The organism is Streptococcus mitis, assembly GCF_946190275.1.
In the GTDB taxonomy this organism is placed as follows: Bacteria; Bacillota; Bacilli; order Lactobacillales; family Streptococcaceae; genus Streptococcus; species Streptococcus mitis_DC.
Genome location: NZ_CAMHZQ010000001.1, coordinates 56,538 through 70,255, shown reverse-complemented (window position 1 = coordinate 70,255; position 13,718 = coordinate 56,538). Strand labels below are relative to the sequence as shown.

12 protein-coding genes and 1 pseudogene are annotated in these 13,718 nt (G+C 29.1%); 11 read left to right on the top strand and 2 right to left on the bottom strand.

All coding sequences use genetic code 11. The annotated features are described in order from the left end of the window. Window positions 1-50 precede the first annotated feature (50 nt). The 5 genes from N8M20_RS00325 to N8M20_RS00305 all read left to right on the top strand — a co-directional run bounded on the left by N8M20_RS00325 (window position 51) and on the right by N8M20_RS00305 (window position 7,615). Window positions 51-2,186: an AAA family ATPase gene (locus N8M20_RS00325; protein WP_261078607.1), complete on the top strand. Its 2,136-nt coding sequence runs from the start codon at window positions 51-53 to the stop codon at window positions 2,184-2,186. A gap of 2 nt (window positions 2,187-2,188) precedes the next feature. Next, window positions 2,189-3,373 carry an HNH endonuclease gene (locus N8M20_RS00320; RefSeq protein ID WP_261078604.1) on the top strand — a complete coding sequence of 395 codons (1,185 nt, stop codon included), beginning with the start codon at window positions 2,189-2,191 and terminating at the stop codon, window positions 3,371-3,373. Between the two features lie 119 nt (window positions 3,374-3,492). After that, window positions 3,493-4,353 (top strand): ImmA/IrrE family metallo-endopeptidase, encoded by an 861-nt coding sequence (locus tag N8M20_RS00315; protein WP_261078602.1) that lies wholly within the window; start codon window positions 3,493-3,495, stop codon window positions 4,351-4,353. Between the two features lie 8 nt (window positions 4,354-4,361). Beyond that, window positions 4,362-5,045, top strand: coding sequence for an XRE family transcriptional regulator (locus tag N8M20_RS00310; protein WP_261078601.1), 684 nt, complete (start codon window positions 4,362-4,364; stop codon window positions 5,043-5,045). Window positions 5,046-5,101: 56 nt separating this feature from the next. Beyond that, a complete protein-coding gene (locus tag N8M20_RS00305; RefSeq protein ID WP_261078600.1) occupies window positions 5,102-7,615 on the top strand; it encodes a Spaf_1101 family AAA-like ATPase in 2,514 nt (837 codons plus the stop codon). A 156-nt stretch (window positions 7,616-7,771) separates the two neighbouring features. Here the strand turns inward: N8M20_RS00305 and N8M20_RS00300 are convergent, their stop codons facing one another. After that, on the bottom strand, window positions 7,772-8,770 hold the full coding sequence (locus N8M20_RS00300; RefSeq protein WP_261078597.1) for an HNH endonuclease: 999 nt from the start codon (window positions 8,768-8,770) through the stop codon (window positions 7,772-7,774). A 279-nt stretch (window positions 8,771-9,049) separates the two neighbouring features. On the opposite strand from N8M20_RS00300, the gene N8M20_RS00295 reads away from it, so the two are divergent. From N8M20_RS00295 to N8M20_RS00270, 6 genes and pseudogenes are all read left to right on the top strand, one after another. Continuing rightward, window positions 9,050-9,949: a helix-turn-helix domain-containing protein gene (locus tag N8M20_RS00295; protein WP_261078595.1), complete on the top strand. Its 900-nt coding sequence runs from the start codon at window positions 9,050-9,052 to the stop codon at window positions 9,947-9,949. A 324-nt stretch (window positions 9,950-10,273) separates the two neighbouring features. Next, window positions 10,274-10,693, top strand: coding sequence for a hypothetical protein (locus tag N8M20_RS00290; protein WP_261078593.1), 420 nt, complete (start codon window positions 10,274-10,276; stop codon window positions 10,691-10,693). Window positions 10,694-10,737: 44 nt separating this feature from the next. Beyond that, window positions 10,738-10,950, top strand: coding sequence for a hypothetical protein (locus N8M20_RS00285; protein WP_261078592.1), 213 nt, complete (start codon window positions 10,738-10,740; stop codon window positions 10,948-10,950). A 482-nt stretch (window positions 10,951-11,432) separates the two neighbouring features. Then, complete coding sequence (gene pezA / locus N8M20_RS00280) at window positions 11,433-11,909, top strand: type II toxin-antitoxin system antitoxin PezA (protein ID WP_050283603.1); 477 nt, start codon at window positions 11,433-11,435, stop codon at window positions 11,907-11,909. Continuing rightward, the gene (pezT, locus tag N8M20_RS00275; RefSeq protein ID WP_261078590.1) at window positions 11,909-12,670 is read left to right on the top strand and encodes a type II toxin-antitoxin system toxin PezT; all 762 of its coding nucleotides are present in this window, start codon (window positions 11,909-11,911) and stop codon (window positions 12,668-12,670) included. Before pezA ends, pezT begins: the two co-directional genes overlap by 1 nt. 80 nt (window positions 12,671-12,750) lie before the next feature. Then, a pseudogene (locus N8M20_RS00270) lies at window positions 12,751-12,891 on the top strand (AAA family ATPase); the annotation flags it as partial. 231 nt (window positions 12,892-13,122) lie between these two features. On the opposite strand, the gene N8M20_RS00265 reads toward N8M20_RS00270, so the two are convergent. Then, window positions 13,123-13,542 carry a tyrosine-type recombinase/integrase gene (locus tag N8M20_RS00265; RefSeq protein ID WP_419991749.1) on the bottom strand — a complete coding sequence of 140 codons (420 nt, stop codon included), beginning with the start codon at window positions 13,540-13,542 and terminating at the stop codon, window positions 13,123-13,125. Between the last annotated feature and the right edge of the window lie 176 nt (window positions 13,543-13,718).

Here is a 13,718-nt window from a genome sequence, read left to right as displayed (position 1 = left end):
ATATTTAATGACTTATAGAGGATTTAATACTTTTTTTGAGGATAGATTTTATGAATACTGCAGAAATAATTGAAGGTATAAAAAAAGAATATCATGAGATTACTTGGTTTGAACAGGACTTTAAATTTTCGCAAGAAAAGGATAAGTTGTTTGTTGATTATAGTTTTCTAGCGTATTCTAGTGAAAATTGGCATGGTAATAAAAAAATTCTATTGATTAGTCAAATTGAAACTTTAAAAAATAAGAAATTAACAAGTAGTGCTGATAAATTGGTTAAAAAACTAACAGACTATATTATGATTACGGAAATAACCGATAAGTATGTTAGTTTTACAGATACTGACATGTTATACGATTTTACAGATATTGAGAAGTTAGATGATTTTAATGGTTATGTAGATGAAAAGTGTTATTATTTTTCTATTAACAAAGAGTTTCTCACATTTCATTTTGTTAGAATTTCAGCCATTGAAACTAGTAGCTTTGAAATTATAGAAAATGTAGTTAGTTTCAAAAAATTGGACGATTTTATACAGAATATAGATATTGGATTTGATCAATGGAATGACTATGGTTATCAGCAAATTATGGTTATTTACATATGGGGGAAAACAATATCATTCCGTATTAACCCTCTGACTAACGAAATAAAAGAATATCTATTAGGAAGCAGAGCAAAACCAAAAAATGAAATTTGTTCGATAGGTAATATTACTTATTATAAATTTTTAAAGAAATACTTAACATATGATGTTAGAAAAGAATGGTTTGCTATGACGAATGATTTAGCATTTGATTTAAATGAACTAAATGATTTTGCCCAATATTATGCTGACTATGAAGATCTCGAAGCTAAATCTAAAAGGATAAGACCAGTACAAGGAAAAGCACATAATTTTTTTAATAGTTCTTTCCTAAGATCTACGTCGATAAAAGAAATTAAAGATGTATTTCATCCTTTGACATTATCGGGAACTGATCTAAATGAAACGGATACTGAATATTCTAAATTTATAATTAAACGTTCAATTGATGACAAAATTGATAAGATAGAATATGAATTCAATGAAGATATAGTTTCTAAGGGCAAATTAATTTTTCATAAGAGAAAAAAATCATATTTACCAATGAATGTTTATGGAATAGTTGGGGGGAATGGGAGTGGTAAATCTTACAAATTAGAAGAGATTATTAAAAGGCACGTTAACAATGATAATAATTTTTCTCAGATAATTCATTTTTCGCTAAGTCCATTTGATAATGAAATTGAAGTTAATAATATAAAATTAACTGACAAGTATCTAGATGAAGAAGGTAACATTCTTTACGAAAAAGTAGGCTTTGTATCTGTTAAGAACCCCTTAATAGAAACTGTAATAGATAAATTAGCTTCATTGGAATTAGAGGAAATTAAAAACTCTTTTGTCGAAAAATACAGAAATAACGAGGGAAGGCAATTACTTGACGATAAAAATCAATTATTAAAAAATAAAATTCATGAAATTAATATTGGAGATAGTTTTCGTTGGTACATTCAGTCTCTAATTCTTGACTTGATTGCATCTGAAGAAAAACTTGAATTATGGGAAAAAGCTTTATGCTATTTTTCTTTTGAACCGTGGGCACAGGATATAAGAGCCGCTTTTTGTGATAGAACCATTGAATTATCCGATTTCGAAAAGATTAGCAAACTAAGTTCGGGTCAAGCTACTATTTTACTGTATTTAACTAAACTAGTTTTTTGTGCTAATCAAGGAAGTTTGGTAATATTTGATGAACCTGAAACTTTTATGCACCCACCTATGATTAAGTCTTTCATTAGGGCTGTTTCTGAAATAGTTAATAAAGTAGGAGCTTTTTGTTTAGTTGCAACACATTCGCCTGTAGTTATTCAAGAAATTCCTCATTGTAATGTATATAAGTTGGATTCGAATCATAACATATCATCAATTATTTATAAGACTTATGGGCAAAATTTGGATGCTTTATATAAAAATATATACGGTGTAGAGCTACAAAATACAGGATATAATAGCTTGCTTATAGAAAGAGTAAAAGATCCGGAACGTAAAAAAAATCCCTTATTATTTAAGACTGATATTCCTTATTTAGGCGATGAAGCTTATTTAAAATATCTGCTCCTTAAATATGAGGTATTGGAGTATGAGTTAGAAGAGGATGATTAAATTTGAGAAAAGTTAGTATAGACAATCTACCTACTATTGATAAAATAATCGAAGTTTTGCCAAGTTCTATAGAAGAGCCAGATAAACAAATACTGGAATTGTACCTGAATGACTTAGATAAAGAATATCAAGAGAAAATTAATTCAAGATTATATGTCATAGATATTGAAAATTTGAATCAACCTGCTTTTTTTGATTATGATAAGGCAAAAGATTTATACACAAATTATATTCGAAAAGAAGAAAAAGAAGTATTTATTTCATTTCCCACAGTAAAGAATGTTAATAATACTGAGATATGTCCGATTTGCGAGGGCGTTCTTTCGACAAAAGTAACATTGGAACACATTATTCCTAAAGGAAGTAAAGGAGATTTTCGTTTTGCTATCTTACCTATTAATTTAATTAAATGTTGTGTAGAATGTAACACTCCAAAACATCAAGTAAAATCTGATAATGCAAATAATAGCGAGATTAATCCGTATGCGGAAGATTTTCGAATTGAAGAATATTTTGAAGTTGTTTTAGTGGAAGAAAGAGGAGGGATTTCTCCAAGAATTAATTTTTCTTTTTCTCAAAGTTGTTTCGATAAAAGAATTGAAAATTTTATAGACATCTATAATCTTGAAAAGACTTATAATCATCGCTTAAAGTTAGAGTATCAAAAAATCATTTCAACCTTATCCAATAGTCCTGAAATTTTTAGAAGGACATTACTAAATTGTTATTTAAACAATTTAAAGGAATCATACAGAGTTAATATGGAATATGAGAAAAGTGATAGTTTTTATTGGATAGATCAAAATTATTTCGGCTTTCAAATTTGTGATAAATTAATAAATTATTGTCAAAGAGACCAAAACGTTCTAGAATGCTTCAGAAGTGATATTAACCGACTACGTTATAATCCCAATGAACTGGTATTTGAAAATAATGACTTTTTTACAGAATTTAAATCTGTAACTAATCAAAATAAATTAATTGAGTTTGTGTTAAGTAATGAAACGGATATAAAAAAATATTTTTATCACTTAAAAAAATATTCAGTAGATTTCAGCTTTCCTAATTTGTACAAAGATGTTGACTCGAATAAAAAAGATATAATTGAAGCTATTCTAAAATACTATCTTGAAACTAATAAAAGTTTCGAAACTTTTGGGGAGAATATTTCTAATATCCTTGAATAGAAGTCACAACAGAATAAATCTTTTTAAAACTAGGTGGACATTTGTCCACTTTTTTTATATAATAAACTCAACCAAATTGATTTAGTTTTGTAATTTATACTTAAAGGAGGTATCATTCTTTGGATGAATTGTATACAAGAATAAGTAAGTCTACAAAACATGTGTTATACCAGTACATGAAGGATCATGATATTTCGTTACTAAATTATAATTTTAACTACTTCTTTCAACATTGTATTCATGAATATCAAATTCAAGTGATTAGTCATCACTTCTCAAATCATAAGATTGAAGGATTAACTGTCATTGATGAATTAGGAATTAGTTTTTCCTATGAGAAAGATAACCCCATTGTGAAGCAAAATTTCACCCTATGTCATGAATTAGGACACTTCATCCTTAAGCATGAAGGCACTTATTTTACTGAATCTATTGATAATCAGGAGAACCTACTAGAGCGAGAAGCGAATATTTTCTCTGCTGTAGTATTAATGACTGACATTGTTTTGTTGTCAAAGATTTATTATAGTTGCGATACCTTTCAACACATTCAGAATAGTCTGAATGTTTCAAAGCAAGCACTGTTTTTTCGTCTTTTAGATTTCTTACGAGAATATTATTCTGGAAAAGAAGATTGCATTAAGCAGGCTATCGAGGCTTATATCGATGGACAAAATGCTCCATTACTACTTTTATTCCATAGTATCAAAGAACGGATTATAAAGGAATCTAACAACTACCAGACTTCTCTAATCAATAAGATAGAGCAACCTTTAAACCAACGAGGCTTTGTTACTAGTCATGAGTATCCTGAACTTCTGAATCAAGAGAATTGGAAAACAATAAAGGCTAGCCGTGACAATTTAAAAGTATGGCTCATCTATGATAAAGGAAAATCTATAGCTTATGTTTGGGATAAAAATAAGCTAACAGACAAAGAGGCAAAACAAAAAGCTGAATTGAAATTACTATTAATGTGAGGAAAACGATGTATCAACCAGAAAAACTAAAAGCTCGTAGAAAAGAGCTAAAACTAACTCAAAAAGATATCGCGGATCAATTAGGTATTACCTATCAAGCCTATTCTGCATGGGAACGAGGAGTAAAAAAACCGTCTAGAGAAAAAGTAGAGAGGTTAGAGCAGATTCTAAATACTACAAAAGGTTATTTTACAGAGGTTGAAATTGTCCGACTGTATAATATGTTATCAAAGCAAGGTAAGGATCAAGCACTTAGTTATGTCAGAACCTTAGTTCAAAAAGAACAATGTAAGAATCTTGTTTCGATATCAGAGAAGCTATATGAATACTATGTTTACGAAAAAATGTCTGCTGGTATCGGTTCGTCGGTTTATAATGATCAAAACTATGACACTGTCTATTTTGATGAAGAACTAGCCCGTGACTTTGCTTCATGGTTATCTGGCGATTCAATGGAACCCAAATATCAAAATGGTTCTGTGGCTCTCATTCGTGAAACAGGGTTTGATTATGATGGTGCAGTATATGCAGTAGTCTGTAATACTCAGACATACATTAAAAGAGTTTACCAGGAAGAACGGGGTTTACGGTTAGTTTCTATCAATCCAAAATATCGAGATATTTTTCTTTCGTATGATGAAGATTCTAGAATTGTAGGTATTATTGTTGGGAATTTCTTACCTGTTGAATAGTAATATTATTAATGTAAAATAATAATAGTGTACTTTTTTGTTTATGGAGATTGAAAATGAGAAAAGAAAATAATGAAATAAAAAAGGCATATGATGAATTACTGAAAACTAAAAATAAATGTGGGAAATATAGTAAAACATTGTTTCACATCCATACCCCAGTATCCCATGATTACAGATTGTTTAAAGTTTGGAACGATTTATCTGAGAAAGAATGGAACAAACTAGCTATAGAAGATTATCTTTTAGAAGTAAAAAATAATAAGCTTTTTCCAGAGGAATATTTTAAAACAAAAGATGGTGATAGTATTATTTATAATAACTATCAAAAAAATGGTTTTGAAGATGAAAAAGAGCAAATATCATTTTTGGTAGTTGCTCAGAGTTTATATCGAGAAAATATTTCAACAATAGTGGTTTCTGATCATAATACAATTTCAGGAATTAAGAAAATGGAAAAAGCTATAAAAATTGTATCTGAATTGAATATCAATAAAGGTAAGGAGTATATTGAAGTAATAAATGGAGTGGAAATTTCATGTGCTGATAGAATACATGTTCTTGTAGCTTTTCCAAATGAGAAAAGTGAAATTGTTAAAAAATGGCTAGAAGAAAATCTTATGGGCATTAAAGAGGGTTCATATAAAGCCAGTTTAGATGTTATTGATACTTTTAATAAGGAAGAATTTATCACTTATCTTGCTCATATAAACAGTTCGGATATATTTAAAGATGGAAAACTTTTTACTAATGCTTATAAGAAAAAATTATTTTCGAAAGAATATTTGAAGTATATAGGAGTTTCAAATAAAGACAGTATTTCAAATGTTAGAAATTACATTTCAAAAATAAATAAAGAGGTTAATCCATTTTTTATTCTGGATAATGATTCACATTATATTGAAAACCATTCTATTAATCCCATGTGGATAAAATTCAGTAAGAGAAGTTATAAACAATTGAAAGAATCTTTATCAGAGTATGATGTTACAGTAAAATTAGACAAACCAAATAAAAAAATAAAAAAAGTTATACGAGGTCTGTATTTACCTACTAATAAAGAGGCTTTTTTGTCAAGTAATGATAAATTTAAAATTTTGTTCTCCGACTCATTAAATAGCATTATAGGAGGAAGAGGGACCGGGAAAAGTACTATTTTAGAATTAATTCAATTTGTTCTTTCACAAAAAGCTGACTCAAAACAGAAGTTAGAATTTTTATCTAAACATTCAAAAGTCTATTTATGGTATGAAATGCTTGAAAAACAATACATAATTGAGTTGAATCTCCCTAAACAAAAGGAGAATGAAGACATCTATGATTTATATCAAGTTAGAACAAGAAGTACTGATAAATATTGGTTTCATGAAAATAGAATAAAATCAAAGATAATAGAAAATCATTTATTAATTTATGAAATTCTAGATGATGAAAAAATTATTAATGTACCAAAAAGAAAGAGAGAATCATTACTTAATGAAATGTTTGATAGTAGATATTCTGTTAACGAATTAGTTAATTCTGCGAGTAGTGGCAAAATAGATGATTTTCTACGTGGTACACTTTTCAAGGATAGAAAGAACAAAGAATATAACTTCTCCGAAAAAATTGATAAAATAGAAAAGATAATTCCAGCAATTGAATCTGCTAATGAGAAATTAAGTAAACAATATAATTTTATAAATTCAATTATTGATAATTTTAATAGTCAACAAACGGGGAATTTACAAATTGTTTATAAGCAGGAACTTAAGTATCTTTTACCGGACCGCTTTGAAACATGGTTTTTCCCACCAGGAAAAAATTTAAAAAGGCCTTTCAAGGGGTACATGCTGTCCTGTGAAGATGTTATTGACTACTTATCATTTGTTTTTGATAAGATAGGATTTATAAATTTTATAAAAATGATGAATGACAGGGAAATTTATTATGAGAATCAAATAATTCAAATTGCAAATCAGGGGAACTCTAATTCAATTTATTCCGACTTGTCTTTAATAGCGGTTAAAAAATCAAATGTACATGATGTTTTTGATGAAATTTTCAATATTTGGGACAATCTAGATCTATTTAGCATAGAAGACTACTTGAAGGATACATATAATAATTGTGAAAAGCTCTCTTTAGAATTCAATATTAACTCGAAGGTTACAGATAAAAATAAGAAAGCAATTTTTAAAGATGTTACTAACTTAAGTTTAGGTCAAAAAGTGGTTGCAATGCTTGATTTTATTCTCGCATATTCTGAATTAACTGATGATAATCGTCCATTGTTAATTGATCAACCAGAGGATAACTTAGATTCCAGATACATTTTTAATAATTTGGTAAGTATATTACGAGATGTAAAATCAAATCGTCAAATTATTATTGCCACACATAATGCTACAATTGTGACAAATGCATTGTCAGATTTAGTTATATTAATGAAATCTAATGGTGAACATGGGTGGATTGAAAACTCTGGATATCCAAGTGAAGATAAAATAAAAAAATATATTGTTAATTATCTTGAAGGTGGAATAGAATCTTTTAAACATAAAGTTAAAATATATAAAAGTATTATTTAATTAAAATAGTTGAACCATAGTTTTTTGATTTGAAGAAATTCTTACTACAATAGTTGTTAATTAGAAAAATTATTTTGATTTAGATTTTAGTAATAAAAAGGATAGTAAAGTAAATTATAAAAAAAGAGACTATTGTCCCAGACTCTTTTAAGAAAATTATTTGTAGTATTCTCTTAATTCGGCAAAAGTTATATCTAAACCAACTTTAGCTAGAGCAGCTTTTCGCTCCTCATATAATTTTTTAAGAACTGGAGTTTTATCTTCGTCTCTTCCATAGTGCAGTAAATTATGACAATGACTACATAGAGATACAATGTTTTCCATAGTATCTAAACTACAATTCTCATAGTCGAAATCATGGAATTTACTAATTGGAATTAAATGGTGTGGTTCAGTGTAGCCTATACCTGATTTTCTCAAGAATATTCTATCATTAGCATCTACTTCGCATTTATAATTAGCTCTAGCTAATGCATCGGCTGCTATTTTTGGATTTCTTTTAGGCCGAAGTTTATTTGTAGATACAGACATTGTCATTTTCTGACCTTGTTTTATACCGGTCCAACTAGGTTTAACACTAGTAGTTGCACTTGCAACTTCAATTAAATTATCAATTTCGTCTTTTTCTACTTGATGATATTCTCCAGCCTCATCTTCTCGGATGTCAGTTAGAGCATCATTTAAAAATTTTTTAGTTTGATTTGTAGATTGAAGATTAATGGCTTCTTCTAATAAATAAAGTGCGTGTTGTTCAGTAATTGTACACATATACTGTTGTTTACCAGTTCCGCTTTTAGTAAATGCACTTTCTTCACTATAGTGTTCTTTTAACCATTTTTTATGTTCTGCTAATTTGAGCGGATTATCTAAAAGTATATAATTACAATTAACTCGATAGCCATCGTTGTCCCAACTATTACCTGTACCTATTTTATAAGATGGTTTGTCAGAGTCGTAGCAATTGGTTTCAGCAATACTTATAGCTCTTATTTCACCATTACAATGATGAATAATAAAATCCCCTTCTTTTATTTTAGTCATTGTGGAAAATCCTTTGTTTTTTCCATTTTTTCTATTTAATTTAGGGGACCAAACAAAACCTCCTTTAAGTTCTTCGTTGAAAGTTTCTCCTTGGTAAACATAAAAAACACTCATAAATGCCTCCTATATGTCATTATTGTACTATGTTATTGTATCATGTTTTTTTAATATAATCTACATTCAAAAATAGTTTGATTGTCATATTTTCAGAATGATTATTCCTAATTGAAACGACCTGGTTGGAAAATGAATGAATGTTCACTTCGAATGATGGTATATTGCGGAAAATAGACGTTCTTAAAAAATACTTATTTTCGGAAACTTAGTCAGTGGAATAGTGTATTGTGGTATAATTATGATGTAAATGATTTTATTTTTAAATGGAGTATGACCATGGATAGATTATCCAAAAATATTAAAAGTTTAAGAAAACGTATGGGGGAAACTCAAGAGGATTTAGCGTATTCTATAGGATTAGATAGTAAAAGTGCAGTTGCGAATTGGGAAAGTGGAAATAATAGTCCATCGCAAGAAAATTTAAAGCGAATAGCAGCACGCTATAGAGTTACTGTGGATCAATTATTAGAAGATGATTTAAGTACAGGTTTTTCATTATTAAATTATTTAAATAATGTTGCAGAAGATAGGGGTTCTGATTTGCTTCATTCTATTGTATGTCTATTCCCTATTGTAACAATTAAAGAAGAAGACGATTTATACCCAAAATTGATTGAGATTAAAGCTAGTCATAGACATTTTTTAGAATGTATAGAAAATGAAGATGAGAATAGTTATATTTATTTTGAGAAAGCTTTATTGGCTTATGGCGAGCTAATAAAGCAATCAGATTGCATATCTGCTACAGCAAATGGATTAAGTTTATTTCTCTTGTTGATAATAATGATAAAGAGTTATAAATATTTTGAGGGAGTATTTGATTTTTTTGAAATTAAAAATAAGATAAGAAGGAAGAAGGAAATAAAACGTTTTCTTTTGGAAGATTTATTGAGTAAAAGCAAAGATTTCCCTGATAAGTTGAGATCTATGGTTTATGAAGACTATTATAAAGATATTATGGAAGAAATTAGAGTGTTAAAAGGTGATGAACGATTGTTTCAATTAGGAGATTATTATCATTGTTTGATTTATATTTTTGATATTGTTGACAATGAACTCAGTACTGAAATTAATCAGCAAATTGGTCTGGCATTGCTATCGGATTTATCATTGATGAAAAATAAATTTATTAAAAGAATAGAAAATTATTTTATAAAAGTTGGAAAAGTTCAGTAATGCTGAACGACAAATACGTTGAGAAGGTATATAATTTTTAAAAAGTTAGAAAAGAGGTTTTTCAATGTATTTTTTAATTATGGTCATTATTTTTCTGTGTTTATTATTGCTTATTCTTTCAATAAAAAAAGTAAGAATTAATAATATATTTACTCAATACATTATTGAAGATGTCGGAAATGAGATTGATATTATAATTAATAAAGATAAGACTTTTTACGAATCTATAAAACTACTTAATATAAAATTGGAATGATTAATTCTTATATTGTTGTTAGTGCATTAAAGGTACGATAATAGAGAGATAAAAATGAGGGAAGAATAATGAAATTAAGTTTAACAAAATTAAAAGATTGTACAAATAGTACATTAAACCATACTATTAAAATATCAAAATCAATAGGTGATAAGTTTTTGGAATCAGAGGAGAAGTGTCTTAAGTTGGTAAACGAGCATCCGAAAGTTGTTGTATTTTTAGGAGCAGTAGTAACAGTAGTTTTTGCTAGTCTTGCCAATTATGAAAAAGACAATAATTTGGATGATTTTGAAAAAAATCATTCAACAGCTAATTCATCTTTTTCTGAAATACTTGAAAATAAAACTATGAGTCATCGTTATCCTGATGAGAGAAAATCTCCTCGTGTTCATAGTTATCGTTTAGGTAATAAAGTTTATCCAAGAGGTGGAACTGAACAAGAAAAGGAAGCATTTCTTCTAGATAATAAGTCATTGTTTGAATTATGATTTCTAGGCTCAAAACTATTTCTAGATTACTATAAGGGGGGACTATGGCCAAATTATACGATGATACTGACGTTAACATAAAGATTGAAATATATTGGGAAAGTAATGATAGATGTCACAAATATTATTATTGTTATGAAAATACAAAAGCTATGGAACAAAATACTGTTGATGAAGATGAAATAGATATTAATTTATTTGATGATGGTAAGGAAGGATATTGGGATTTGAAATGGTTAGGTTTTGAAGATGTGTAAGATATATTTATAAGTCAAATTTTTAAGTTCATATTTTATTGTTGACAATTAAACATAATTGATTACAAAAGAAAATTTAAAAGTAATATAAAAATTTCCTAAAAGTAGTATACTTATATTTATTTTTTTAAAATCTTAATAATTTAAGATTCAATAAAGTACTATTCTAAAGCCATTTTATAAGTATATAAAAACTAGCTTTCACAAACCATCCTTGAAAAAAGCTCGTAAAGCTAGCCAATTTTCAAAACGTTAATCAGTACGATTATATCAATGTTTCAAAGCACTCAAGAGTCATCTCTTGGGTGTCTTTTTTGTTTTGCTTAAAAATTTAAATACTATGGGAAACAGCAGGATATCAGTACTTTTCAGAGTTTTCGTGATGTAGTCTTCAATCTCTAAATCTTAGATATTAATATTTTTAATAAAGTTTGCGTTTTTGTTTTTGTGCTATAATAGAAATAAATAAAAGGAGGGTTCTTATGATTGGAGAAAATATAAAAACATTACGTAAAACACATGATCTCACCCAACCTGAATTCGCAAAGATTATTGGTATCTCTCGAAATAGCCTGAGCCGTTATGAGAATGGAACAAGTTCAGTTTCGACAGAATTAGTAGATCGTATCTGCAAAAAATTTAATGTTTCCTATATCGATATTGTAGGGGAGGAAAAAATGCTCACACCAGTAGAAGATTATCACTTAACATTAAAAATAGAATTGATAAAGGAACGAGGAGCGAATATCTTAGCGCAACTTTATCGTTTTCAAGATGAACAAGGAATTGAATTTGATGATAGTTCGAATCCTTGGGTTCTAATGAGCGATGATCTTTCTGATTTGATTAATACGAAGATTTATCTTGTTGCTACTTTTGAGGAAGTAGAGCGATATAATGGCTATTTGGATGGCATTGAACGTGTGCTAGAACAAGCTAGTCATCTAGTTGTGGCTTAATGAAATTAGATAAATTTAGCCAGGATGACTTTATTAAAGCCTATAATCGACTCGTTCGTTCTTTAATTCGTGGAAAAACAACTTCATCTCAGCCCAAGGCTATTTTGCTCGGTGGACAGAGTGGTGCTGGTAAGACAACGATTCACCGTATTAAACAAAGGGAATTTCAAGGAAATATCATTATCATTGATGGAGATAGTTATCGCTCTTTTCATCCGAACTACCTTGGTTTACAGGAAAAGTATGGTAAAGATAGTGTGGATTACACCAAAGTATTCGCGGGACAAATGGTTGAATATCTTGTAGATGAGTTGAGTAAACGAGGTTATCATTTATTAATCGAGGGTACCTTGAGAACAACCGAAGTTCCTCGGAAAACAGCACAATTATTGACAACTAGAGGATATCAAGTCTCACTTGCACTGATTGCGACTAAGCCAGAATTATCCTATCTCAGTACTTTGATACGTTATGAGGAGCTCTATGTCATAGATCCTAGTCAAGCTAGAGCGACTCTTAAAGAACACCATGATGGAATTGTAGAACATTTGGTTGATAATTTACGAGAGTTAGAAAAGAGTGAACTTTTTAGACAAATTCAAATTTATCAAAGAGATCAATCGTGTGTTTATGATTCGCAAGTAGACGAAACCTCAGCAGCAGAAGTTTTACACGAATGCCTATTTGGAAAATGGAACACGGTGGAAGAAGAGATGTTGAAGATAGGACAGGAAAGGTTGAGGGAGTTAGGTGATAATTGATAAGTGACGCAGGGGTAATTTATGAGTACACTAAAAAGTAATTTATTTCCATAAATCTACAGCAATAGTTTTTTACAGAAGCTAATGATTTATTGTCCAGAGAAATCAAAATTGTATTAATTGATGAATGTGATAAAGTAAATGCTGCCTTATAAAATGTTTTTTATCAAATGTTTGATGAGGGGGAGTTGGAAGATATAAATTACTTGGTAGATGTTTCCATAGGGTAAAATTCACACCATTTAACTGAAACTTATTCAAATTAGTTGTGAATTTATTTTCAGGAAACACGGAAAAACGTTGATTTTAAAGGAATGAAGAAACTTGTTGAAATAAAAATGTATCAAACCAGGCTTGAAAAAGGCTCGTAAAGCATTACAGTTCTCAAAACGTTAATCAATCCGATTATATCAACGTTTCAAAGCACTCGAAAGTTTACCTCTATTTTTACCTTATTGTTTTAGAGACTTTAAGGCAAATTCACAGACTGCCATAGGGACTACATTAGAAGTATTGACATAAATCTGTGTTGTACCTGTGTCGCTGTGGGTTATTGCTCCAGAAATATCTTTTAATGTCATTCCTGCTTGTTTAGCAAGCGTTGCTCCTGTATGGCGTAATTTATGAGGTGTAGCATGTGTCAGCTCTTTATGTCGCTTTCTAATACTTTTCATTTTGTTGTTTAGATAGTCAGCATGTAAAGGCTTGTTGATGTTTCCTTTTGTGTCGATATATGTAAAAACAAATTGTTCTGGATTACTGATGATACCAAATTTTGCTAGTTCATATTTTTGTTGCTCTTTCCAAGAGGTAAGAAGCTGAATTAAGTCATTAGGAATAGATAAAATAGGATAGAAAAAACTCAATTTCAGGAGAAAATGAAGCAAATATTTCCATAATAAAACACATATTATCAAGGTTGTTTTTGTGAACACCTGATACTATGCGTTTTTCTGATTTTAAAGCCCGATTGCTCAGCCTTTTATTTGAAAAAAGACAGTAAAAAAGCGCAAAAAATCACTTCCTGTGCTATACTGTAATTGAAATT

What these genes read in the sequence shown, in the direction of transcription:
- N8M20_RS00325 (WP_261078607.1), top strand. Translation starts at nt 51, where the DNA reads ATGAATACTGCAGAAATAATTGAAGGTATAAAAAAAGAATATCATGAG.
- N8M20_RS00310 (WP_261078601.1), top strand. Translation starts at nt 4,362, where the DNA reads ATGTATCAACCAGAAAAACTAAAAGCTCGTAGAAAAGAGCTAAAACTA.
- N8M20_RS00305 (WP_261078600.1), top strand. Translation starts at nt 5,102, where the DNA reads ATGAGAAAAGAAAATAATGAAATAAAAAAGGCATATGATGAATTACTG.
- N8M20_RS00300 (WP_261078597.1), bottom strand. Translation starts at nt 8,770, where the DNA reads ATGAGTGTTTTTTATGTTTACCAAGGAGAAACTTTCAACGAAGAACTT.
- N8M20_RS00295 (WP_261078595.1), top strand. Translation starts at nt 9,050, where the DNA reads ATGGATAGATTATCCAAAAATATTAAAAGTTTAAGAAAACGTATGGGG.
- N8M20_RS00290 (WP_261078593.1), top strand. Translation starts at nt 10,274, where the DNA reads ATGAAATTAAGTTTAACAAAATTAAAAGATTGTACAAATAGTACATTA.
- N8M20_RS00285 (WP_261078592.1), top strand. Translation starts at nt 10,738, where the DNA reads ATGGCCAAATTATACGATGATACTGACGTTAACATAAAGATTGAAATA.
- pezA (WP_050283603.1), top strand. Translation starts at nt 11,433, where the DNA reads ATGATTGGAGAAAATATAAAAACATTACGTAAAACACATGATCTCACC.
- pezT (WP_261078590.1), top strand. Translation starts at nt 11,909, where the DNA reads ATGAAATTAGATAAATTTAGCCAGGATGACTTTATTAAAGCCTATAAT.